This is a genomic window from Arthrobacter sp. 05N428_2 (genome assembly GCF_056397065.1).
In genome coordinates this window covers 1-22,889 of sequence record NZ_JBFTMR010000008.1, presented here as the reverse complement: position 1 = coordinate 22,889, position 22,889 = coordinate 1, and the positions used below count along the sequence as shown (strand labels likewise).

Annotated in this window: 21 protein-coding genes and 1 tRNA gene; 11 read left to right on the top strand and 11 right to left on the bottom strand. The window is 68.3% G+C overall.

The window, feature by feature from the left end:
* Nucleotides 1-21: 21 nt before the first annotated feature.
* The 3 genes from AC1DGI_RS10660 to glgC all read right to left on the bottom strand — a co-directional run bounded on the left by AC1DGI_RS10660 (nt 22) and on the right by glgC (nt 3,581).
* A complete protein-coding gene (locus tag AC1DGI_RS10660) occupies nt 22-450 on the bottom strand; it encodes a pyridoxamine 5'-phosphate oxidase family protein (RefSeq protein ID WP_476898906.1) in 429 nt (142 codons plus the stop codon).
* A gap of 143 nt (nt 451-593) precedes the next feature.
* Complete coding sequence (locus tag AC1DGI_RS10655) at nt 594-2,060, bottom strand: SDR family NAD(P)-dependent oxidoreductase (RefSeq protein ID WP_476898776.1); 1,467 nt, start codon at nt 2,058-2,060, stop codon at nt 594-596.
* 102 nt (nt 2,061-2,162) lie between these two features.
* Entirely contained in the window at nt 2,163-3,581 is a 1,419-nt protein-coding gene (gene glgC / locus AC1DGI_RS10650; RefSeq protein WP_476898775.1) for a glucose-1-phosphate adenylyltransferase, read from the bottom strand.
* Between the two features lie 103 nt (nt 3,582-3,684).
* Between glgC and glgA the strand changes: the two genes are divergently transcribed.
* On the top strand, nt 3,685-4,884 hold the full coding sequence (gene glgA / locus AC1DGI_RS10645; protein ID WP_441403507.1) for a glycogen synthase: 1,200 nt from the start codon (nt 3,685-3,687) through the stop codon (nt 4,882-4,884).
* A gap of 115 nt (nt 4,885-4,999) precedes the next feature.
* Here the strand turns inward: glgA and AC1DGI_RS10640 are convergent, their stop codons facing one another.
* Nucleotides 5,000-7,168 carry an acyl-CoA dehydrogenase family protein gene (locus AC1DGI_RS10640; RefSeq protein ID WP_476898774.1) on the bottom strand — a complete coding sequence of 723 codons (2,169 nt, stop codon included), beginning with the start codon at nt 7,166-7,168 and terminating at the stop codon, nt 5,000-5,002.
* Nucleotides 7,169-7,244: 76 nt separating this feature from the next.
* A complete protein-coding gene (locus AC1DGI_RS10635; protein ID WP_476898773.1) occupies nt 7,245-7,997 on the bottom strand; it encodes a TetR/AcrR family transcriptional regulator in 753 nt (250 codons plus the stop codon).
* Between the two features lie 62 nt (nt 7,998-8,059).
* On the opposite strand from AC1DGI_RS10635, the gene AC1DGI_RS10630 reads away from it, so the two are divergent.
* From AC1DGI_RS10630 to AC1DGI_RS10620, 3 genes are read left to right on the top strand one after another with little or no spacing between them, the layout of a single operon-like run.
* Complete coding sequence (locus AC1DGI_RS10630) at nt 8,060-9,430, top strand: acetyl-CoA C-acetyltransferase (RefSeq protein WP_476898772.1); 1,371 nt, start codon at nt 8,060-8,062, stop codon at nt 9,428-9,430.
* A 9-nt stretch (nt 9,431-9,439) separates the two neighbouring features.
* A complete protein-coding gene (locus tag AC1DGI_RS10625) occupies nt 9,440-10,780 on the top strand; it encodes a 3-oxoacyl-ACP reductase (RefSeq protein ID WP_476898771.1) in 1,341 nt (446 codons plus the stop codon).
* On the top strand, nt 10,777-11,691 hold the full coding sequence (locus tag AC1DGI_RS10620; RefSeq protein ID WP_476898770.1) for a MaoC family dehydratase: 915 nt from the start codon (nt 10,777-10,779) through the stop codon (nt 11,689-11,691). The genes AC1DGI_RS10625 and AC1DGI_RS10620 overlap by 4 nt, the downstream gene beginning before the upstream one ends.
* Nucleotides 11,692-11,754: 63 nt before the next feature.
* Here the strand turns inward: AC1DGI_RS10620 and AC1DGI_RS10615 are convergent, their stop codons facing one another.
* The 4 genes from AC1DGI_RS10615 to AC1DGI_RS10600 all read right to left on the bottom strand — a co-directional run bounded on the left by AC1DGI_RS10615 (nt 11,755) and on the right by AC1DGI_RS10600 (nt 15,235).
* Nucleotides 11,755-12,915, bottom strand: a complete 1,161-nt coding sequence (locus tag AC1DGI_RS10615; RefSeq protein WP_441402849.1) for an FUSC family protein — start codon at nt 12,913-12,915, stop codon at nt 11,755-11,757.
* Between the two features lie 87 nt (nt 12,916-13,002).
* Nucleotides 13,003-14,070: a glutathione S-transferase family protein gene (locus tag AC1DGI_RS10610; RefSeq protein WP_476898769.1), complete on the bottom strand. Its 1,068-nt coding sequence runs from the start codon at nt 14,068-14,070 to the stop codon at nt 13,003-13,005.
* A 40-nt stretch (nt 14,071-14,110) separates the two neighbouring features.
* On the bottom strand, nt 14,111-14,872 hold the full coding sequence (locus AC1DGI_RS10605; protein WP_476898768.1) for a M50 family metallopeptidase: 762 nt from the start codon (nt 14,870-14,872) through the stop codon (nt 14,111-14,113).
* Nucleotides 14,873-14,881: 9 nt separating this feature from the next.
* Nucleotides 14,882-15,235 (bottom strand): TraR/DksA family transcriptional regulator, encoded by a 354-nt coding sequence (locus tag AC1DGI_RS10600; protein WP_476898767.1) that lies wholly within the window; start codon nt 15,233-15,235, stop codon nt 14,882-14,884.
* A 156-nt stretch (nt 15,236-15,391) separates the two neighbouring features.
* Here AC1DGI_RS10600 and AC1DGI_RS10595 point away from each other — a divergent pair, with 156 nt between their 5' ends.
* The 3 genes from AC1DGI_RS10595 to AC1DGI_RS10585 all read left to right on the top strand — a co-directional run bounded on the left by AC1DGI_RS10595 (nt 15,392) and on the right by AC1DGI_RS10585 (nt 18,736).
* Nucleotides 15,392-15,925: a hemerythrin domain-containing protein gene (locus AC1DGI_RS10595; RefSeq protein ID WP_476898766.1), complete on the top strand. Its 534-nt coding sequence runs from the start codon at nt 15,392-15,394 to the stop codon at nt 15,923-15,925.
* A gap of 7 nt (nt 15,926-15,932) precedes the next feature.
* Nucleotides 15,933-18,164, top strand: coding sequence for a 4-alpha-glucanotransferase (gene malQ / locus AC1DGI_RS10590; protein ID WP_476898765.1), 2,232 nt, complete (start codon nt 15,933-15,935; stop codon nt 18,162-18,164).
* A 68-nt stretch (nt 18,165-18,232) separates the two neighbouring features.
* Complete coding sequence (locus AC1DGI_RS10585; protein WP_441402084.1) at nt 18,233-18,736, top strand: VOC family protein; 504 nt, start codon at nt 18,233-18,235, stop codon at nt 18,734-18,736.
* Nucleotides 18,737-18,803: 67 nt separating this feature from the next.
* Here the strand turns inward: AC1DGI_RS10585 and AC1DGI_RS10580 are convergent.
* Nucleotides 18,804-18,886 (bottom strand) — tRNA-Leu (locus AC1DGI_RS10580).
* 151 nt (nt 18,887-19,037) lie between these two features.
* Between AC1DGI_RS10580 and AC1DGI_RS10575 the strand changes: the two genes are divergently transcribed.
* Together AC1DGI_RS10575 and AC1DGI_RS10570 are read left to right on the top strand one after the other, a co-directional pair.
* Nucleotides 19,038-20,342 carry a M20/M25/M40 family metallo-hydrolase gene (locus tag AC1DGI_RS10575; RefSeq protein ID WP_476898764.1) on the top strand — a complete coding sequence of 435 codons (1,305 nt, stop codon included), beginning with the start codon at nt 19,038-19,040 and terminating at the stop codon, nt 20,340-20,342.
* Between the two features lie 29 nt (nt 20,343-20,371).
* Complete coding sequence (locus AC1DGI_RS10570; RefSeq protein WP_476898763.1) at nt 20,372-21,532, top strand: acyl-CoA dehydrogenase family protein; 1,161 nt, start codon at nt 20,372-20,374, stop codon at nt 21,530-21,532.
* 16 nt (nt 21,533-21,548) lie between these two features.
* Here the strand turns inward: AC1DGI_RS10570 and AC1DGI_RS10565 are convergent, their stop codons facing one another.
* Nucleotides 21,549-21,782 carry a DUF5703 family protein gene (locus AC1DGI_RS10565; RefSeq protein WP_138769332.1) on the bottom strand — a complete coding sequence of 78 codons (234 nt, stop codon included), beginning with the start codon at nt 21,780-21,782 and terminating at the stop codon, nt 21,549-21,551.
* 39 nt (nt 21,783-21,821) lie between these two features.
* Here AC1DGI_RS10565 and AC1DGI_RS10560 point away from each other — a divergent pair, with 39 nt between their 5' ends.
* Together AC1DGI_RS10560 and AC1DGI_RS10555 are read left to right on the top strand one after the other, a co-directional pair.
* Complete coding sequence (locus AC1DGI_RS10560; protein ID WP_476898762.1) at nt 21,822-22,088, top strand: hypothetical protein; 267 nt, start codon at nt 21,822-21,824, stop codon at nt 22,086-22,088.
* Between the two features lie 145 nt (nt 22,089-22,233).
* A partial coding sequence (locus AC1DGI_RS10555; RefSeq protein ID WP_476898761.1) for a DUF222 domain-containing protein occupies nt 22,234-22,889 on the top strand: 656 nt, incomplete at its 3' end.

Below are 22,889 nucleotides of genomic sequence, written 5' to 3'. Positions count from 1 at the left end.
CCGGGCTATTCGAAGTCGGGGCTATTCGAAGGAGGCGCGCCGCGGGTCGGCGAGCCTGGTGTGCCAGACATCGGGGTTGTTGACCTTGAAACGGCGCCCGGTGAGGGCCTTCGGGGCCAGCCGCACGTAATAGTTCTTCTCGCCCGGCTGCCACGGTTCCAGGAGCAACTCGTCAACAGCGTCCTTGTCGGCCTGGTCCTCGATGAGTTCGGCGTCGCCGCGGGCGACGACGCTCCACGCCGACTGCTCATGCTTGTCATAGCCGTCGATTTCGAACGCCACGGGCTTGGCGGTAATGGCGCCCCAGAGTTTTGTGCCGCCGGCCGTGCGGAACACGATTGAACGGCGCTGCAGGACAAAGTTCACCGGGAAGACCTCCGGATGGCCGTCCACGATCATGGCGATCCGCCCCACCACCTCGCTGTCGAGCAGTACCCAGCACTGGTCCATGGACAGCTGGAAATTCGGCGGGGGCGTCGTCGTCGTATTCACAGCTCCACGTTACGGACAGCGCGCGGGCCCTCATTAGGGCCATAAGGCCCGTGGCAGCGCCGCGGAAGCTCTGCTAGGGGCAGCGGAGGCCAGTGCGATCCTCACCAGGGGCTGGGCTTGTAGTCCTTCAGGAAGACCCCGTACTGGTCCTCGCCGCCCTCGCCCATGACGATCGGGTCGTAGACCCGGGCCGCGCCGTCCACGAGGTCCAACGGGGCGTGGAAGCCCTCCTCCATCAGCCGGACCTTCGTGTAGTGCGGCCTTTCGTCGGTGATCCAGCCGGTGTCGACGGCGGTCATCAGGATGCCGTCCGACTCGAGCATTTCCTTGGCGCTGGTGCGGGTCATCATGTTCAGCGCGGCCTTGGCCATGTTCGTGTGCGGGTGCCCGGGTCCCTTGTAGGCGCGCGAGAACTGGCCCTCCATGGCACTGACGTTGACGATGTACTTGCGCCGGGCCGTGGAGCGCTTCATCGCCGCCCGCAGCCGGCTCACCAGCAGGAACGGTGCGGTGACGTTGCAGAGCTGGACTTCGAGCATCTCGAGCGGATCGACCTCGTCCACCACCTGCGTCCAGCTGTTGATGCTGGCGAGGTCCGGGACCAGGCCGCCGGCGTCGATCGCGGTGCCGGCGGCGATCCGCTCCGGCGACGCGGAGCCGGTGGACAGGGCCAACGAGGTGATGGCGTCGCCCGCCAGCACCGGATGGTCCAGGACCGAGCTGGCCAGCGCCAGCGGGTGCTTGTCATGGGCGTGGCCGAAGGTGACCAGTTCGGGGCCGCCGTTGGCTGGCTGGAGTTCCGCGGGCAGCGGCTCGGCTTCGGCGTCGACCAGCGGCTGGTAGGCGTTGCCTGAGCGCCGGACCGTCTGGGCGGCGTTGTTGATGATGATGTCCAGCGGCCCGGCGGCGTCGAGGGAATCCGTCAGGGCCATCACCTGTGACGGATCGCGCAGGTCGATGCCCACGATCCGCAGCCGGTGCAGCCAGTCGGCGCTGTCCTCCATCGCGGCGAAGCGCCGGGCGGCGTCCTTCGGGAAACGCGTGGTGATTGTGGTGTGGGCGCCGTCGCGGAGCAGCCGGAGCGCAATGTACATGCCGATCTTGGCCCGTCCGCCGGTCAGCAGCGCGCGTCGGCCGCTCAGGTCCGTCCGCGCGTCCCGCTTGCTGTGGCTGAAGAGAGCGCATTCGGGGCAGAGCTGGTGGTAGAAGGCATCAACCTGGGTGTAGTGCTGCTTGCAGATGTAGCACGGCCGCGACTTGATCAGATGCCCGGCGACCTCGCCGGTGGCCGAGGGCGCCAGCTTGTTGCCGCGCGTCTCGTCGTCGATCCGGTCCGGCGCGGCGGTGGCGGTCTGCGCGATCACGGCGCGGTCCGCCTCGGCGATCAGGTCCCGTTTGGTGACTCGCCGGTGGCGCTTGACCGCCTTGAACATCTTGCCGGTCGCGCGCCGGATCGCCAGGTAGTCCGGGTGTTCCTCGTCGTAGACATGAATGCTGTCCAGCACCTTGAGGCAGGCGGCGATTTCCGCGGGGGTCAACTCAGCGGGGGGCAGATCGGGGGTGCTCATTGGCACAATTTTACAGCCCGGACGGGCCGCGGGCGGACGCCCGGACCCCGCTGTCCCCGGGCGCCGGGGAAGCCGGGCGGCTTACCCGGCGCCCGGGCCGTCTCAGTACGCCTTCGTGGAAGGCTTTCCGGACGGTTCGACGCCGACGGCGGCGGCTTGCACTTCGGCGACCTTGTCCACGGACTCGCGCAGGGCGGCCCACTTTTCCGTGGCGGCCCTCACCGCATCCGGAACCAGGATGAGATTGGCTGCCGAGAGGGCCCGTTCCGCGTCGCCGGGTTCGGGCACCTCCTGGCCCTTGGAAAGGACCGTGATGCCCGAGTCGGTGACCTTGAAACCGCGGGCGCGGTCCAGTTCGGGGTCCAGGCCGATCGCGGCGTGGGCGGGGATTCGGACGTTCTTGTCGATGATCGAGCGCTTGACGACGGCGCCTTCGCCGACATAGACGTTGTCCATCAGCACGGAGTCGAGCACCCGGCTGGACGTGCTCACGTAGACGTCGTTGGAGAGCACGGAACCCTCCACGATGCCGCCGGAAATCACGGTTCCGTTCGCCACGATCGAGTCCAGCGCCGAGCCGACGGTGTTGTGCTTGCCCCGGACGAACTTGGCCGGCGGTGAGATGCTCTGCCGGGTATAGATGGGCCACTCCGAGTTGTACAGGTTGAAGACCGGCACGGGGGAGATGAGGTCCATGTGGGCGTCATAGAACGAGTCGATCGTCCCGACGTCGCGCCAGTAGGTGCGGTCGCGTTCGGTCGAACCGGGGATCTCGTTGAGCGTGAAGTCGTAGACCCCGGCTTCGCCCTGGTCGACGAAGTACGGGATGATGTCGCCGCCCATATCGTGCTTGGTATCGAGCCGCTCCGCGTCGACGTGCAGCGCCGCAACGAGCGCGTCGGCGTCGAACACGTAGTTGCCCATGGAGGCCAGGAACTGGGTGGGGTCGGCGGCGAGGCCCGGGGTGGAGGACGGCTTCTCGACGAACGCTGCGATCTTCTGCGGGTCGTCCTGGTCCACCTCGATCACACCGAACTGGTCGGCCATGTTCAGCGGCTGGCGCACCGCGGCGACGGTGGCCTTGGCGCCGCTGGCGACGTGCTGCGCGACCATCTGCGCGAAATCCATGCGGTAAACGTGGTCCGCGCCAACGACGACGACGATGTCGGGGTTGGCGTCGTGGATCAGGTTCAAAGACTGGTAGATGGCGTTGGCACTGCCCAGGAACCAGCTCTTGCCTACGCGCTGCTGGGCCGGCACCGAGGCGACGTAGTTGCCGAGCTGCGTGGACATTCGCCACGTTTCGGAAATGTGCCGGTCGAGGCTGTGGGATTTGTACTGCGTCAGGACCACAATCTGCAGATACCGGGAATTCACCAGGTTGGAAAGGGCGAAATCAATGAGCCGATAACTCCCGGCGAACGGAACGGCCGGCTTGGCCCGGTCAGCCGTCAACGGCATCAGCCGATTACCCTCCCCACCTGCGAGGACAATTGCCAAAACTTTCTTCTGCTGCGGCATAGTGATCGCTCCTGAACGCCTTCGTTGCTCCCCAAAAACCGTCCGGTATGCCCGGACGTCTTCACACTAGAACAGATCAGCCTGAAGGACTACCTTGGGGTTTGTGCGAATAGACATTGTGACCAAGGAATTTCCGCCCGAAATCTATGGGGGCGCCGGCGTCCACGTGGCCGAACTCAGCCGGGTGCTGGCCAACAGGGTGGAGCTGCACGTGCGGGCGTTCGGTGCGCAGCGCGAACCCGACTACCACGGCGCCACCGTGACGTCCTACCCCGTGCCGGAGGACCTGGCCGGCGCCAACGCCGCCGTACAGACGCTCGGCGTGGACGTGAGGATCGTGCCGGACATCGCCGGTGCCGACCTGGTGCACTCCCACACCTGGTACGCCAACATGGCCGGGCACATCGCCTCGCTGCTGCACGGCATCCCGCACGTGCTCAGTGCCCACAGCCTGGAACCGCTGCGCCCCTGGAAGGCCGAACAGCTCGGCGGCGGCTACGCCCTGTCCTCCTGGGTGGAGAAGACCGCGTACGAGTCGGCCGCCGCGATCATCGCTGTCTCGGAGGGCATGCGGCAGGACATCCTGCGCAGCTACCCCGAGGTGGACCCGGCGAAGGTCCGCGTGGTGCACAACGGCATCGACGTGAGCCTCTGGAACCGTGATGAAGGCGAGGACGCCATCCGCGCCCTCGGGATCGACCCGGCGCTGCCGAGCGTCGTCTTCGTCGGCCGGAACACGCGGCAGAAGGGTGTGCCGTACCTGCTGCGGGCCGCCGCCAAACTCCCCGCGGATGTGCAGCTGGTGCTGTGCCTCGGCGCGGCGGATACCCCCGAGCTTGCGGCCGAGACGGCCCGGCTGATCGAGGAGCTGCAGTCCCAGCGCAGCGGTGTGATCCTGGTGGAGCGGATGCTGCCGCGCCACGAGCTGATCCAGGTCCTCAGCCACGCCACGGCGTTCGCCTGCCCGTCCATCTACGAACCGCTCGGAATCGTGAACCTGGAGGCCATGGCCTGCGGCGCCGCGGTGGTGGCCAGCGCCACTGGCGGTATCCCGGAGGTGGTCCAGCACGGCGAAACCGGCCTGCTCGTGCAGCTTGAGCAGGTCACCGACGGCACCGGTACCCCGCTGGATCCGGAGAAGTTCGTCACCGAGTTTGCCGCGGCCCTGACCGAGGTGGTTTCCGACCCGGAGCGCGCCCGCGCCATGGGCCGGGCCGGCCGCCGCCGGGCCGAGGAGCACTTCTCTTGGGAATCCATCACCGAGACCACCCTCGAGGTCTACCGCTCGGTGCTGCCGCACTAGCGGCGCGTCCTTCCGGACCGCCGGACGATCAAGGGCCCGGAAACGACGACGGCGCCGCCCCCCGAGCAGGGGGCCGCGCCGTCGTCGTTACTGTGCTGATCCAGCGGGCGCTGGTTCAGCCGCGCGGGGACCTGGTCTTCTTGCCGCCGTGCGGCTTGGCCTCGCGGGCAGTGCGGGCCAGCAGGATTTTCTCGTCCAGCGGCGCCTGGCCGCTGGCGCGCTGCTGGCGGAAAAACTCCCGGGCCTCGTCCTGGCGCGTCTTCTCGGCCCCGGTGGCGATCGCAGCGCGCAGGTGTTCGGGTCCGTAGCCGAACGCGTCCACAAGGTCGAGGGCATGGGGACGGATCTTCACGAGCAGCCGGTTGATGTACTCGCCCACGGTGCGGGCGCGCTGCATTGAGAGCCGGCCGTTCATCAGGTACCACGCCAGGTTCTTTTCAATCAGCGACAGGCCGAACAGGTCCCGCAGCCACGTCAGGACCGCCCTGGTGCCGGGGTCCGCCATGTTGCCCAGCGCCTCGGTGAACGCCTCCCACTGCAGTAGCTCGGCGTGCGCCTGCGCCGCCTCGATGAGCTCGTTCTGGTGGCTGTTGAACAGCGCCGCGGCCTGCTCCTGGGGCAGCTTGTTGGCGCCCTTGAGCGCCGCGCCGACCTCGGCCACCATGGCCTGGACGCGTTCGGTCAGCAACGCCCGCTGGCCGGCCTCGTCCTTGATGGCGCTGGCAGCCTTGTGGACCGAGCCGGAGTCGGCCACGAACTGTGCCACACCGCGCAGGCCGGTCCGGTGGATGGCCACGCCGGTGGCCTGACCGACCACGTAGCGGGCCAGCACGCCGAAGTCGACGTTGCGGAATTCCTTGGCGTAGTCGGCCAGTAGTCGTTTGGCCACGAGCTGCAGCAGCACGGTGTTGTCGCCCTCGAAGGTGGCGTAGACGTCGAGGTCGGCGCGCAACGAGGCGAATCGGTTCTCGATCAGGAAGCCGGCGCCGCCGCAGGCTTCACGGCACTCCTGCAGGGTGTCGAGGGCGTGCCAGGTGCTCAGCGCCTTCAGCGCGGCGGCCAGGGTTTCGAGGTCCTGGCGGTCCTCGTCGGTGTCGTTCCGGCCGGAAAAGACGTCGTCGAACTTCTGCAACAGCTGTTCGCTGGCGAAGCTCGCGGCGTAGGTGGTGGCGAGCCGGGTGAACAAGCGGCGTTGATGCCGCTGGTAATCAAGCAGGACCTCCTCGTCAGTGGGTGAGGAGGCATTGAACTGGCGGCGCTCGGCGGCGTACTGGATGGCGGTCTTGAGGGCCAGCTTGGACGCGGTCACCGCGGCGCCGTCGAGCGAGACCCGGCCCTGGACCAGCGTGCCCAGCATCGTGAAGAAGCGGCGGCCCGGGCTGGCGATGGGTGAGCTGTAGCTGCCGTCGGCGTCGACGTTGCCGTACCGGTTGAGCAGGTTGGTCCGCGGGATCCGTACCTGCGTGAAGTGCAGCCGCCCGTTGTCGATCCCGTTCAAGCCGCCCTTGACGCCGTCGTCCTCGCCGCCGATGCCGGGCAGGAATTCCTTGGTCTCCGGATCGCGCAACTGCATGTAGAACGCGTGCACGCCGTGGTTGACGCCGTTGGTGATCAGCTGGGCGAAGACGACGGCGGCCAAGCCGTCCAAAGCCRCATTGCCGATGTAGTCCTTCCAGGCCGCGCGGAAGGGGGTGTGCACCACGAATTCGGCGGTGGCGGGGTCGTAGGTGGCGGTGGTGGCGATACTGGCGACGTCCGAGCCGTGGCCGGTCTCGGTCATGGCGAAGCAGCCGGGGATGTCCAGGTTCATGATGCCGGGCAGCCACTGCGTGTGGTGCTCCTCGGTGCCGAGGTGGTTCACCGCGGAACCGAACAGGCCCCACTGCACACCGGCCTTGATCTGCAGCGAGGGGTCGGCGATGACCAGTTCCTGGAAGCCGGCAACATTCGCGCCGTGTTCGTCCCCGCCACCGACTGCCACCGGGAAGGCGCGGTGCACGGCGCCGTTGTCCACGAGGATCTTCAGCTGGCCGAAGACACGCTCGCGGTGCTCGGTGTGGGGGAGACCCTCGGTCTTGTGCAGCTCCGGTCGGCCGGCCAGTTCCCGTGCCTGCCGGCGGACCGCGGCCCACTTGCCCAGCAGCTGTTCGCCGAGCGCGGCGACGTCGACGGCGGGTGTTCCGGCTGCGGTCTTGGTTCCGGTTGCCCGGGCGCCCGGTGAAGTCCTGGGCGAGGGGGCCGGGGAGGTGGTGGGCTCCGCAGGGCGGTCGGCTAGTTCAGTCATGTCGATTCCTTCGTTGGCGCTGACACTGTGGTTCTGGGGGTGTGGTTCTGGCATGGGGGTTGTCCGGGGCGGTGGATTACGGGACCGGCGGGTCCTGGAGCTCGGGCGCGACGCCGAAACAGAGCCAGTCCGTGATTTGGCGGGCCATCGCTTCCTGGCCGGGCTTGGCGGGGGAGCCGGGGCTCGCCAGCCACTGTTCGCCGGCATTCCGGACCAGCCCGATGGCGGCGTTCGGCCAGTAGCCGATCATGGCGTCCTTGCCCGGCGCGGCCCGCAGCAGGGTCCGCATGGGCAGCGCGATCATCTCGCTGATCGCGTCGAAGAAATGCCCCAGCGCGCCCGCCGCCGCAATTGAGCCGTTGTGGCTCTCGGCGTCGCCCGGCGCGTAGCGGGTAACAAAGGCGTAAACGTTCGGGCTGGTCTCCGCCATCTGCAGGTAGGCGGAGACCATGGCGTAGAGCCCTTCCCGCGGGGCCTGGGCGCTCTGCGCGGCTTCCTGGATCCGCCGCTGCATCTGGTTCAGGACCACTTCGCCCACCGCCTGCTGAAGGCCGGCCTTATCGCCGAAGTAGCGGTAAAAGACGGACTTCGAGGTTCCTGCGGCCGTGGCGATGTCCTCCATTGACGCTTCGCTGCCGAGCACGTGCACGGCCTTTCGCGCGGATTTGATCAGCTCGCGGCGCCGTTCCTCCCGGTGCGACTGCCAGCGGGAGGCGCGTCCATCGACGGACGCGCTGCCGGGTGCGCTGCTGGCGCCGGGCGTCGCTGGACGGGGGCCACCGTCGGCGGCATGGGCCGGCCCGGCGGGTTCTGCCTGCAGGATGTTCACGATACTCAGCGTATCAGGTACGCTGGGTATCAGTAACCCGCTTTGATCAAAGGAGACAGCCCATGCCTGTAAACGGAACGTCCACGACCGGACCGAGGGATGCCGCAACGCCGAACGCCGGATCCCCTGCAGCGCAGCACCTCCGCAGGGCCGTCGTGGTGGGCGGGAACCGCATCCCGTTCGCCCGGACCGGCGGCGCCTACACCAAGTCGTCCAACCAGGACATGCTCACCGCAGCGTTGGACGGGCTGATCGCCCGCTTCGGCCTGCAGGACGAGCGGATCGGCGAAGTCGCCGCCGGCGCTGTGCTTAAGCACTCACGTGACTTCAACTTGACCCGCGAAGCGGTCCTCGGCTCGGCCCTGTCCGCCGAGACGCCCGCCTACGACCTGCAGCAGGCGTGCGCCACCGGCCTTGAAACCGTGCTCGGTCTGGCTAACAAGATCAAGCTCGGCCAGATCGACTCCGCCATCGCCGGCGGCGTCGACTCCGCCTCCGACGCCCCGATCGCGGTCAGCGAAGGCCTGCGCGAAATCCTGCTGGACCTGAACCGTGCCAAGACCCTGCCGCAGCGGCTCCAGGTGCTGAGCCGGCTCCGGCCCAAGGACCTCGCCCCGGACGCCCCCAACACCGGGGAGCCGCGAACCGGGCTGTCCATGGGCGAACACCAGGCCCTCACCACCGCGCAGTGGAAGGTCACCCGCGAGGCCCAAGACGAGCTGGCCTACAACAGCCACCGCAACCTCGCCGCCGCGTACGACGCGGGCTTCTTCGACGATCTGCTTACCCCGTACCGCGGGCTTAGCAAGGACTCCAACCTCCGTCCCGACACCACCCTTGAGAAGCTCGCCGGCCTCAAGCCCGTCTTCGGCAAGAACCTCGGTGCCGCGGCAACCATGACGGCCGGCAACTCCACCCCGCTCACGGACGGCGCCTCCACCGTGCTGCTCGCCTCCGAGGACTGGGCTGACGCGCATGACCTGCCCAAGCTGGCCACCGTGCTCGACGGCGAGGCGGCCGCCGTCGACTTTGTCCACGGCAAGGACGGCCTGCTGATGGCGCCCGCGTTCGCCGTTCCGCGCCTGCTGGCCCGCAACGGCCTCAGCTTCGCGGACATCGATTTCTTCGAGATCCACGAGGCGTTCGCCGGCACCGTGCTGAGCACCCTGGCCGCGTGGGAGGACGAAGAGTTCTGCCGCACCCGCCTGGGCCTGGACGGCGCTCTCGGCAGCGTGGACCGCGCCAAGCTCAACGTCAACGGCTCCTCCCTCGCCGCGGGGCACCCCTTCGCCGCGACCGGCGGCCGGATCGTCGCCACACTGGCGAAAATGCTGCACGCCAAGGGACAGGTGGACGGCCGCCCGGCCCGCGGGCTCATCTCCATCTGCGCCGCCGGCGGCCAGGGCGTTGTCGCCATTCTCGAAGCACACTAGGGGGACCGGATGACCGACAAATACACCCAGTTCGTGAGCCGTGGCTTCGGTAAGGACATCGCCAAGCGGCTCGGCCTGCCGCAACCGGTGGTGCTCCGGCGGCACCAGCCCGGACAGCCGCTGGTCCGCGGCCCGGTCCTGGTCCAGGGCTCCGGCAACGGCGCCGATGACCTCGCCGCAGCGCTGCTGTCCTGGGACCTGGACGTCCGCCGCCACGCCGTGCCGCGCGAAAAGCTCGGTGCCATCATCCTGGTCCTCGACGAGGCAGCCCGACCCGAAGACCTGGAAAAGCCCGTGCTGGCCGCCGCCGCGTCGCTCCGTGACCTCGCGGCCAATGCCCGCGTGGTGACGGTCTCCCGCGACGCCGGCACTGCCCCCGACCCGGCAGCTGCCGCGGCCCGGCAGGGCGTCGACGGCCTGCTGCGCTCCCTCGCCAAGGAACTGCGCGCCGGGGCCACCGCCAACGGCATCGTACTGGCCGACGGCGCGCAGACCACGAGTCCCAGCACCCTCGGCGCGCTCCGGTTCTTCCTCTCCGGCCGCTCCGCCTTCGTGGACGGCCAGTTCCTCACGGTCTCTTCGACGTCCGGTGCGCAGCCGGCCGACCCGGAGAAGCCGCTGGCGGGGAAGGTCGCCGTCGTGACCGGGGCCGCCCGCGGAATCGGTGCGGCAATCGCCCGCACGCTTCACCGCGACGGCGCCACCGTCGTCGTCGTGGACATCCCGGCCGCCGGGGACCACCTGGCCGACGTCGCCAACGAGGTGCACGGGACCGCCCTGCAGCTGGACATCAGCCGGCAGGACGCCGGTGCACGGATCATCAGCCACGCCGTAGAGCGGCACGGCCGGCTGGACATCGTGATCCACAACGCCGGCATCACCCGGGACAAGCTGCTCGCCAACATGGACCAGGGCCGCTGGAACTCGGTGATTGCGGTGAACATTGCCGCACAGCTGCGGATCAACGAGGCGCTGCTGGCCTCCGAGCACTTCCGGAACGCGCCGCGGATCGTCTCCGTTGCGTCCACCAGCGGCATCGCCGGCAACCGGGGCCAGACCAATTACGCCGCGTCCAAGGGCGGCGTCATCGGCATGGTCCGCGCCACCGCGCCGCTGCTCGCGGCGCACGGCGGCTCCATCAACGCCGTGGCGCCCGGCTTCATCGAGACCGAGATGACGGCCCGGATCCCGTTCGCCACCCGTGAGGTGGCCCGACGGCTCAACTCGTTGCAGCAGGGCGGCCGGCCCGGTGACGTGGCCGAGGCCATCGCGTTCCTGGCCAGCGACGCCGCCGGCGGGATTTCCGGTGAGGTGCTCCGCGTCTGCGGGCAGAACCTGGTGGGGGCATGACCGCTTCACAGCCCGTGGTCCTGGGCGAGATGCCTTCCCTCTCCAAGCTCTACGTGAACGCCGCCGCCACAGCGGCGCGCCGCCGTTTGCTCGGCGCGCAGGCGGGCACGCAGCTGCCCGGGAGCAGCCACGAGGTCCGCGGCGTGCGGGCCGGGGTGGCCAATCTGACCGCCTACCAGCACCTGATCGGCGAAACCGCGAGCGACGTGCTGCCCGCCGGCTTCATTCATGCCCTGACGTTTCCGCTGTCCATGTCCGTGATGAACCGGGACGACTTTCCGTTGCCGCTGCTGGGCATGATCCACCTCACCAACAAGGTGGTCCAGTCCGCTCCGGTGCTGTTTACCGAGGCGCTCGACATCCGGGCGTGGGCCGAAAACCTGCGCGGGCACCGGTCCGGGACCCAGCTGGACCTGGTGGCCGAGGTGCGCGGCGCCGGCGATGAGTTCGTCCGCTGGCGCGGCGTGTCCACCTACCTCGCCAAGGGCGTCTTCCTGCCGGGAATCGACAAGCCGTCGGCCGTTGCGGCGCCCGGAGGTTTCAGCGCGCCGAATCCGACCGCACTGTGGCAGCTCGGCGTGGACACCGGCCGGGCGTACGCCTCCGTGTCGGGTGACTTCAACCCGATCCACCTGAGCGTTCTCAGCGCCAAGGCCTTGGGCCTGCGGCGCTCTATCGCCCACGGCATGTACCTCGCCTCCCGTGCACTGGCCGACGTCGGCGCCGCCAAGGGCGACGCGTTCAGCTGGGACGTGGCGTTCGAGGCGCCGGTCTTTCTGCCCGCCCGCGTAGCGCTCGACATCGGGACGGTGCAGGGGCACGACGGCGGGTGGCTGCGCTCCGAGTATGTGGCCTGGAGCCCGCATTCGGGCCGGAAGCACTTCAGTGGTTCCGTGGACTCGCTGAAGTAGGGCAGCACCCCGCGAGCGCGGCGGCGGCCGTCCCCGGCATTCCGGGGGCGGCCGCCGTCGTCGTTAACTGGCGCCGCCGGACGAGGCGTCAGCTTGCCGCTTTCCGTCGCCTGACTTCATGACGCGCAGCATCCGGTGCAGGCTCAGCAGGACGGACTCGACGGCGCTCGGTGCGTCCGCGGCCTGGTCCTCGACGGCGACGCGCGCAGTGAAGGCCTTGACCGCCGCGTCGGCTTCCTCCACGAGTTCGGCCCGCCGCTGCGGCTCCTCTTCCTCGGCGGCGCGCAGCACGTCACCCACCATCGTCATGGCCTCCGCGAGCGGTTCAGCATGCGCGTCCGGGATGACGAATGGGGTGTCAGTTGACCAGATGACGTCGGAGAGCACCTGGGTCACGTCCTGGATGTGGAAGGTCAGCCGCTCCAGATCACGCAGGTTGCTGTAATCCTCGTCCACATCCCGGGGATGCAGCCGCCGCCGGGGATTTGCTCGGCGGCTGGCATCGGCTTTCTGCACTGCGGCCCGCACCGAGCGGGCACGGTCCGCGAGCGACTCGGAGCGACGTGACCAGTCCTCGTGCTCCGGAGGCCAGCTCTCCTTGAGGGCCTTGCCCATGTCCCAGAGCTGCTGGGCAAGGGCCAGCCGGAGTTCGGCCAGGCTGAGGGCCGCCGCCTTGAAATGCAGCGGCGGGAAGACCAGCAGGTTCACCACGATGCCGACGGTCACGCCCGCCCCCATCTGGACGAGGTAGCCGAAGGAGAACTTGTCCGGGTTGTGCCCGCCGACCAGCAGCACCAGGAGGGCCGCCGTCGGGATCCAGTCGCTGCCCGAGCCGATTCGCGGCAGCCCGGCGAGGACGACGCCGAGCCCCATCACGATCGCAACGGTCAGCGGTGACGGGCTCCCCAGGCTGAAGAGCATAAAGGCAAGTCCGATGCCGATGGCCAGGCCCACCAGCGTCTGGAAGCCCTGGCGCATGGAGCCGGAGACGTTTTCGTACATCGCCACGAGGGCTCCCAGGGGCGCGTAGTACGGGTAGTCCGCCGCGGATCCGGGCATGAACGGGGCGATATAGAACGCAAGACCGGCCGCAAGGGCCGCTTTCGTGGCCAGCTGCAGGCGGGGCCAGAGCAGGGCGGCGGACACGCTGCCTGCCACCACCCGACCCAGCCGGCGGACTCGCGAGGGGTGGCCACTGCTGTCATGTTCTTTTTCGATTGCCATCCCGGCTCACCCTAGGCGCGGGCTGGTACTGCGACAACTGGACGAATCCCCGGCACGGCTCCGCCGGCGTGGTACAGGCGGCGCTGCTCAGGCGGCGCCGTGTCCGGCGGTGACCTCTTCGCCCGCCCGGACCGGTCCGGGCGGGGTGCCGTTGCCGAAGGGGCGGCCACCGAGCGCCTCCCGGCCGTGCGCCGAGAGCCAGTTGCCCAGCTCCGGGCCCTTCGGCACGATCCCGGTGGGGTTGATGTCCTCGTGGACGATGTAATAGTGCTGCTTGATTTGCACGAAGTCGATCGTGTCGCCGAAGCCCGGCGTCTGGAACAGATCCCGCGCGTAGGCCCACAGCACCGGCATTTCGCTGAGCTTTTGCCGGTTGCACTTGAAGTGGCCGTGGTAGACGGCGTCGAAGCGGGCCAGTGTGGTGAAGAGCCGGACGTCCGCCTCGGTGATCGTGTCGCCCACCAGGTATCGTTGCCCGGCAAGCCGCTCTTCCAGCCAGTCCAGCGCCGTCCAAAGCCGGTCGTAGGCGGCGTCGTAGGCCTCTTGCGAACCGGCGAAGCCGCAGCGGTAGACGCCGTTGTTGACCTCGGTGAAGACGCGCTTGTTGACGGTGTCGATTTCCTCCCGGAGGTCCGCGGGATAGAGGTCGGGGGCGCCGTTCCGGTGGAACTCGGTCCATTCGGTGGCGAAGTCGAGGGTGATCTGCGGGAAGTTGTTGGTGACGACGGCGCCGCTGGGCACGTCGACGATCGCCGGCACCGTGATCCCCCTCGGGTAGTCGGGGAAACGGCGGAAGTAGGCCTCCTGGATCCGCTCGATGCCCAGCACCGGATCCTTGCCTCCCGGATCGAGGTCGAAGGTCCAGGAGCGGGCGTCATGGGTGGGCCCCGGCTGGCCGAGCGAAATCACATCCTCCAGCCCCAGGAGCCGGCGCACGATCACGGTCCGGTTGGCCCACGGGCAGGCGCGGGCCGCGATCAGCCGGTAGCGGCCGGCTTCCACCGGCCAGCCCGGCTCGCCGTTGGTCCCGGCGGCGCCGTCGCGGGTGATGCGGTCCTCGATGTAGTGGGTATCCCGGTTGAACTCCGCTCCACCGGTGACGTAGGCGCCGCGGGTGCTGAAGGGCTGGGCATGGGTCGTGGTTGTCTCGCTCATGGTCCCAGCCTATGCGCAGCGCCGGTACAGCGCCCGGCGCCTAGACGAACAGGCTGGCGAGGACCGGGGCCATCGGCTGCCAGGCGACCCACCAGGCCGCGGCCACCACCACGGCGAACAAGCCAATCCAGACGACGGCCGGCAGCGGAGTGGACCGGGAGAGCAGGTACGCGTCCGACGTCGACAGCCGGCTCCGGTGCTTCGAGTGGACCGCCGCCAGTTTGCCCAGGTCCCGCACGGCCGCCACGAGCAGCGCCAGGCCCAGACCGATCATCACGTGGCCGATGAATTCGGCCGGCACAAAAAGGACCAGGAGCGCCGCGGCGAGCACCGCGGCGGTCGTGATCAGCACGCCGGCCACGTTGCGCAGGAAGAGGAACGAAGCGATCAACAGGAGGGTGCCGACCGACATCGCCGCCGGACCCCAGCCGTTGAAGCCGCACCAGACCATGGCGGCGCCAACGACGGCAGGTACGGGATAGCCCCAAAACGTCGACCAGACGGCGGCAAGGGGACGACGGCTGTAGGTCGTGGTGGTGCCGGAGTGGTCCAGGCTGAGCCGGATGCCGCCGAGCCGCTGGCCCGTCATGAGGGCGGCGAAGGCATGGCCCAGTTCATGGGTCACGGTGGCCAGCAGGCCGAAGTACCGCCAGCTCGCGCGGGGCAGGCACAGAGCAACGGCCACACCGACGACCAACAAGAGCTCAGTACCGGTCACCACGGGGGCCGGGGCGTGGCCGAACCCCCCCACGATCCGCTGCCACCAGGTACCGGCCAGATCATCGGCGGCGAGGGCTGTCATGCCTACCACTTAAGCCCTGCCGGCACTGTGTCGAATGCAGTACGGGGTCCACGGTCTGGCTTCCAGCCGGCCCTCGGCGATCGGGCCGCCGCAAACCTCGCAGATGCCGAAGGTTCCGGCGTCAATCCGGGACAGGGCCGCCTCGATCTGCACCAGCCCCGCCCTGCTTTGCTCCATCAGCGCCGCGGCCTGGGAAAGTTCGAAGGCGATCGTCGAGCCCTCCGGATCGTGTTCGTCGTCGACGTTGGACCCCTGCCGGGCAGCATTCACCGAGGAAATGTCCTCTCGGAGGGCCGGCAGCAGGGCGAGCTTGCGCTCGCGCTCCTGGGTGAGGAGCATCCGGAAACGTTCGATGTCGACCATAGGGTGCAAGGCTAGCGTGGCCGGCTGGGCGCCGTCGAAACGGTAGTCCGCCATGACCACGGACCGACGTCGCCGGAGCCCGCCGGCCCTGTTCCGGGGACCGGGCCGGCCGTACAGTGGGTACTGGATTCCGCCAGCAAGGGAGATGAACCTAACATGCCCGTTTCCAAAGATGCCGACGAGGAAGCACGCGCACTCGCCGCCGTGGAGGCACACCATGCCGGAATGCTCACCCGGCTCGACGCTCTGGTCACGGCCCTCACGCACGCCGTGAAGGCCGACGACGCCGCCGCGGAGCACGACGCACACGCGGTGCTGGTCGAATGGTGCGAGACCGAACTGGTCCCGCATGCGCTCGCGGAAGAGGGTCCGCTCTACGGCGGGCCGGCCGCAGCGCCCGAGGGACGGCTGCTCGTGGCGGGGATGCTCGCCGAGCACCAGGTGATCGTCGGGCTAGTCGAGAAACTGCGGGCCGCCCAAGGCGTTGATGCTGCCGTCGCCGCAGGTGCCATAGGCCAAATCTTCGCCCTGCATCTGGACAAGGAAAACCGGCTGCTGATGCCGTTCATTGTCGAGTCGCCCGGCCTCAGCCTCGCGGCAGCCGTCGCGGGCCTGCAGGAACTGGTGGGGGAGGCCCACATCCACGACGCACATAGCACCGGGCCGGCCCCGACGCGGAGCAACGGCTGAGCCGCGGATGACGACCGACGCGGAGCACCCAAGCAACCACGTGGCGGAACCCGAAACAGCAGCTGTGGGCGCGGCAGCTCCAGAGGCGGCGACGGATGCCCTGTTGCGCGAACTGGCGGCAGTCCACAAAGTCGGAACCTCCTATTGGGGCTGGGACGGAGTGGAACGGTCCGTGGCGGCCGGGACACTGCGCCAGGTCCTGACGGCGCTCGGCATCGGGGCCGACGGCCCAGAGCAGCTCCGGACGTCCCTGGCCGAGGCACAGCTGGCACCGTGGCGCCGGTTCCTGCCGGCCATCGTGGTGGCGCGGGAAGGTTCGGCCGCCTCCTTCGACGTCCACGTGCCGCACGGAAGTCCCGTCAGTGTCTGGATCGTCACGGAGGACGGAGCCCGGCACGAGGCCCGCCAGCTGGAGAACTGGGAGACGCCCGTTGACGTCGACGGCGTCCTGACCGGCCGCGCGAGCTTCGCGACGCCGGAGGCACTAGCGCTCGGCTGGCACACCATCCTGGCGGACGGGGGCGGCGATCCGGCCGAATGCCCGCTGGTCGTCACCCCGCAGCGCCTCAACACCACCGCACCGCTGGCAGGGCGCCGCAGCTGGGGACTCACGGCGCAGCTCTACTCCGTGCGTTCCTCGCGTTCGTGGGGGATCGGCGACTTCGCGGACCTGGCCGACCTCTCCGCGGTGGCCGCCGCGGAAGGCGCCGACTTTGTCCTGGTCAACCCCCTGCACGCCGCCGAGCCCGGACCGCCGGTGGAAGACTCGCCGTACCTGCCCACCACCAGGCGTTTCTTCAATCCGCTCTACATCCGGGTGGAGGACATCCCCGAGTACGCCTACCTCGGCCCCCGGGCCTTAGCCGACATGGCGAGCCTGGCGTCCCGCTTGCACGCCGCCAACCGCGACGCGGAGTTGCTGGACCGCAACTCCAGTTACGAGGCCAAGCTATCCGCCCTGGAGCAGGTGTTCCGCGTCCACCGGGGCCCGGCCCGCTCACGCCAGTTCAGCGAATTCTGCCGGCAACACGGCCAGGGCCTCGACGACTTCGCGCTGTGGTGTGCGCTGCGCGAGAGCCTGGGCCCGTCGGCCCCGGAGTGGTCCGAGGAAGCCGCCTCGCCGTACACCCGGTACTGCGCCACAGAACGGGCAGCGCTCGCGGACCGGATCGAGTTTTACCGCTGGCTGCAGTGGATCTGCGACCAGCAGCTGGAGTCGGCGCAGGACGCGGCGCGGCGGGCCGGGATGCGGCTCGGCGTCGTGCACGACCTGGCGGTCGGGGTGAAGCTCGACGGCGCCGATGCCTGGACGCTGTCCGGCGTCCTCGCGCCGGGGGTGACAGTAGGCGCTCCGCCGGACATGTTCAACCAGCAGGGCCAGAACTGGACCCAGCCGCCATGGCACCCGGGAAGGCTGGCGGAGTCCGGGTACGCCGCGTATCGGGACATGCTGCGGACGGTGCTGCGCCATGCCGGCGGCATCCGCGTGGACCACGTTTTGGGCCTGTTCCGCCTCTGGTGGATTCCGGCGGGCGCCGGACCGGGCGAAGGCACCTACGTCTACTACGACCATGAAGCACTGATCGGGATCCTTGCCCTGGAGGCCCAGCGCGCGGGGGCAGTCGTCATCGGCGAGGACCTCGGTGTTTACGAGCCCTGGGTCCGGGATTACCTGGCCGAGCGGGGGATCTTCGGTACCTCGATCCTGTGGTTCGAGCACGACGACGACGGGCCGCTGGCACCGGAACGCTACCGGCAGCAGTGCCTCACGAGCGTCAACACGCACGACCTGCCGCCCACCGCCGGTTACCTGGCAGGCGAACACGTCACCCTCCGTGAGTCCTTGGGACTGCTGCGGCGCCCGCTCGCTGAAGAACGCGCCGCCGATGCTGCAGAGCAGGAAGCGGTGCTGGCGCTCGTCCGCGAGCGTGGTCTCCTGCCCAAAACGGAGCGGCAAACCGGCCAGGCCGGGGTGCAGGAAACTATTGAGGCGCTGTACGCGTTCACGGCGCTCACGCCGTCGTCGTTGCTGGGGGTGGCGCTGGTCGATGCCGTGGGCGAGACCCGCACGCAGAACCAACCAGGCACCAGCACGGAGTACCCCAACTGGCGTATTCCACTGGCCGGACCGGACGGCGTCGTACTCATCGAGGAACTGTCCGACGACGCCAGGTTCCGTTCCCTCCTGGGCACTGTCCAGCAGGACCTCCACCCCGATGGGCTGACCGACTGCCGGTAGGGACAGGTCCGGATCTATCGTTAGATCACCACCGGCCGATCGCCACCGGCCGAGAAAGGACTTCCGCCATGGACAGCCCGATTCCGCACTTTGATGGAGTGCATCACCTCAAGCTACCGGTACGGGATCTGGACGTCAGTAGCGAGTGGTTCCAGAGCCGGCTCGGATATTTCCTGGCAATGGAGTTCCGGGAAGACGGCAAGCTGATGGGTGTCGCACTGAATCACCCTCAGGGAGGACCGCGGCTGGCGTTGCGGTTGGATCCGGACAAAGCATCAGCCTCGGCGGGCTTCGACTACTTTTCGATAGGCGTTCCCACCAAGGCGGCGCTCGATGACCTCTCCAGCCGGCTGAGCGATCTGGGGGACCCTCACAACGGTGTCCAGGTGGCATCGGTCGGCTGGATCCTCGCCGGGCTGAGGGACCCGGACGGACACGAGATCCGTTTCTACACCACGGAATCTCACAAGGCCGCACCCGAAGGACAGGTGTACGTCGTGGACAACTCGGATGGGTTGCAACGCAGGGCGGGCGGGCAACGTCGGGACGATAGACCCGGCCAGCGTGGGTAAAGCTAGAGCCCGTTTGGGGAACAGAAAAAAGCCCCTGGAATCCGTGGATTCCAGGGGCTTTCCCTTGTGCGCGGAGGGGGACTTGAACCCCCACCCCCTTTCGAGGACTAGCACCTCAAGCTAGCGCGTCTGCCATTCCGCCACCCGCGCAGGTGGTAATTCCGGGAACAATTTCGCCTTTCAGCGTTTTGCTTTTCTCGGAAGCAGCGAGAAAGACTCTAGCACGAAGATTCGGCAAACAAATAATCGGGCCCGGTGGGTAGGCTGAAGCCAGCACTGACCCACCGCCACGAGGAGCGCAATGAGTGAAATTCGGCCCGAAGACGAGGTTGTCCGGATCTGCCAGGAACTGATTCGCATCGACACCTCCAACTACGGCGACGGATCCGGCCCGGGGGAGCGCGCAGCCGCGGAGTACACCGCCGGACTCATCACGGAGGTCGGGCTGGATGCCGAAATCTTCGAATCCGCGCCGGGCCGGGCCAGCGTGGTCACCCGGCTGGCGGGCGAGGATCCGTCCGCCAGCGCCCTGGTGGTCCACGGCCACCTCGATGTCGTCCCCGCGCTGCGCGATCAGTGGTCGGTGGACCCCTTCGGTGCCGAACTCAAGGACGGCCTGATCTGGGGCCGCGGTGCCGTGGACATGAAGGACATGGACGCCATGATCCTCTCCGTCATGCGGAATTTCGCCCGCACGGGGCGTAAACCCAAGCGCGACCTGATCTTCGCGTTCTTCGCTGACGAGGAGGCGGGCGGCAAGTACGGCGCCAGCTACGCCGTCGACCACCGGCCGGAGCTGTTCGAGGGTGCGACCGAGGCGATCTCCGAAGTCGGCGGCTTCTCCGCCACCATCGGCGGCCAGCGGACATACCTGCTGCAGACAGCCGAGAAGGGCCTCTCCTGGCTGCGGCTCGTAGCCCACGGGCGCGCCGGCCACGGCTCGCAGATCAACACGGACAACGCCGTGACCCGCCTCGCCAGCGCCGTCTCGCGGATCGGCGAATATCGCTGGCCGGTGGAGCTGACGCCCACCACCCGGCAGTTCCTCGACGGCGTGACCGAGCTCACCGGCGTCGAATTCGATCCCGATGACCCGGACAAGATCCTCAAGGAACTCGGTACCGTGGCCCGCTTCGTCGGCGCCACGCTGCAGAACACCACCAACCCCACCCTGCTCAAGGGCGGTTACAAGCACAACGTGATCCCTGAGTCCGCCGAAGCCCTCGTGGATTGCCGCACGCTGCCCGGCCAGCAGGAACAGGTCCTCGAGATCGTCCGCGAGCTGGCGGGCACCGGCGTCGACGTCAGCTACGTCCACCAGGACGTGTCGCTTGAAGTACCGTTCGCCGGGAACCTCGTGGACTCCATGATCGACGCCCTGCATTCCGAAGATCCGGGCGCCAAGGTCCTCCCGTACACGCTCTCCGGCGGCACGGACAACAAATCGCTGAGCCGGCTCGGCATCACCGGCTACGGCTTCGCGCCGCTCATGCTGCCGGATGAACTGGACTTCACCGGCATGTTCCACGGCGTGGACGAACGGGTTCCGGCCGATTCGCTCAAGTTCGGCGCCCGCGTGTTGAACACGCTGCTGACCAACTACTGAGCCGAACCCGAAGGAATGGTCACCAAGACATGACTCCCGAAGACATCCTGCCCGACACCCTGCTGGAACGGATCCGCGGCCGTGCCGCCGGCTACGACCGCGACAACGCCTTCTTCACCGAAGACCTCCACGAACTTTCCGCCGCTGGCTACCTGAAGATCTTTGTGTCGGAGGCCGACGGCGGGCTGGGCCTGGGGCTGGCCGGCGCGGCGCAGCTGCAGCGGCGGCTGGCCACGGCTGCGCCGGCGACCGCGCTGGCGATCAACATGCACCTGGTTTGGACCGGCGTCGCGCATGTCCTGGCCGCCCGGGGCGATGCCTCGCTGGACTTCGTCCTGACGGAGGCAGCTCAGGGCGAGATCTTCGCCTTCGGCAACTCCGAGGCTGGCAACGACTCCGTGCTGTTTGACTCCCGGACCGAGGCCACGCCGTTGCCGGACGGTAGCTATGGCTTCACCGGACGGAAGATCTTCACCAGCCTCTCACCGGCCTGGACCCGGCTGGGGATCTTCGGCAAGGACGCTGCGGCGCGCGACGGCGAGGGCGAGCTGGTGCACGGCTTCATTGACCGTGAAACCCCCGGCTACGAGATCCTGCCCGACTGGGACACCTTGGGCATGCGGGCCAGCCAGTCCAACACCACGGTCCTGCAAGGTGCCGTGGTGCCGCCCGAGCGGATCTTCCGCAAACTTCCTGTCGGACCGAACGCGGATCCCCTGATCTTCGCAATCTTCGCCTGTTTCGAGACGCTGCTGGCGGCGGTCTACACCGGGATCGGGGAACGCGCCCTGCAGCTGGGCGTGGAAGCGGTCCAGCGGCGCGCGTCGTTCAAGAACGGCGGCCGCAGCTACGCTCAGGACCCGGACATCCGCTGGAAGGTAGCGGAAGCGGCCATGGCCATGGATGCGCTCTACCCGCAGCTCGCTGCCGTGACGGCCGACGTCGACTCCCTCACCGACCACGGCGGGCAGTGGTTCCCCAAGCTCGTCGGGGTCAAGGTCCGCGCTACCGAAACCGCCCGCAACGTGGTGGATCTGGCGATCAGGGTCTCGGGCGGGTCCAGCTATTTTCGCGGCTCGGAACTCGAACGCCTCTACCGGGACGTTCTCGCGGGCATGTTCCATCCCTCGGACGATGAATCGGCGCACAATACCGTGGCCAATGCATGGCTGGGCCCGTTGGATTCCTAAACGGTGTGCTGAAGGCCTAGACGGTCCGCTGGACTTGGATGACCTTCCGGCGGAGCCAGAAGCGCCGTCCACCGCCGACATAAAGGACGCTGCGCTCGAGTTCCCACTTGCCGTACTCGGAGTGCGCGGCCAGGAGACGGCGGGCCTCGGGCAGGGAATCTTCAGGGCTCACCGTCAGCACGAGGTACTCGTACTGCCTCGCGTAGTCCCGTTCCCGTCGGACGGAACTGCTCAGAAAATGTTCCTTCATCGCTCTCCATTTTCGTCTTTTTCGGGCTAACGTGAAGTCATGAGCATCGATCCGCGTGTCGCGCTTGAGTCCCTCACCGCTGCCTTGGAAGAACACCTGGCCGCCGCCTCAGCGCGGCGGGGGGACGGGGATCCCGCGGTGGAAGCGGCTTTCTTTGCCGTGGCCGATGCCTTTGAAGTCTACGACGACTCGCTCTACGAAGCCTACGGCGAAGTGACGCCGCTTGAAGTCATCGAGGACGAAGATGACGACGACGAAAGCGAAGACGTCGACGACGAGGAAGACCTCGAACTGCTCCAGGATTAGCGCGGGGGAGTGCGTCAGGCTGCCTGTCTTTTCTTGTCGGCGGCGTCGGGGCGGGTGCCTCGTCGGAATTTGGTTCCGTTCCCCTACCTCTGCGGACAGTCGGCGCCGCCCTAATAATGTCTGACCCTCTTGTTTGAATTGGTGCATGGGAATCGGTGCAGTTCTCGTCTCTCGTCCGGCCGGTCGGCCGGACGGTGATGAGCGCGGCGCCGCTCCGTCACTCGGCAGTATTTTGGGCCAGTTGCGGGAGTTGAGTTCGACGGCGGCGCAGGACGCGGCGCTGCTCGGCTTCGCTGCGGCGGCGGACTTCGCCGGCGACGTCGAGGAGATCGCCCGGACCCTCGAATACCTGCAAATCGTCGCCGCCGGCGCCGTGGACCGCACCCGCAAGGAAACCGCCGACGGCGTCGGGACCGGCGAGATCGGTACAGGCGCGACCGGCGACGGCGGGGTCCGGGCCGGCGATGACGGGTACCGCAAGACCGGGGATTTCCTCCGGGACCGGCTGCAGATCACCGCCGCCGAGGCCCACCGCCGGCTCTCCCTGGCCCGGACCGTGCTGCCGCGCACCGGGTTTACCGGTGAACCGCTGCCGCCACTACACGAAGAACTCGCCGCGGCCCTCGCCGCCGGGACCGTCCCGTCGCGGTCGGCGACGATCATCACGCTGGCCCTGGACCGGGTCCGGCCGCTCTGCGACCCGGACACCCGTGCCCGGATGGAACACGCCCTGACCCGCACCGCCATCGGGCATGACCCGGACTTCCTGGCCCGGATCGCCCGGCGCTGGACCGACGCCAT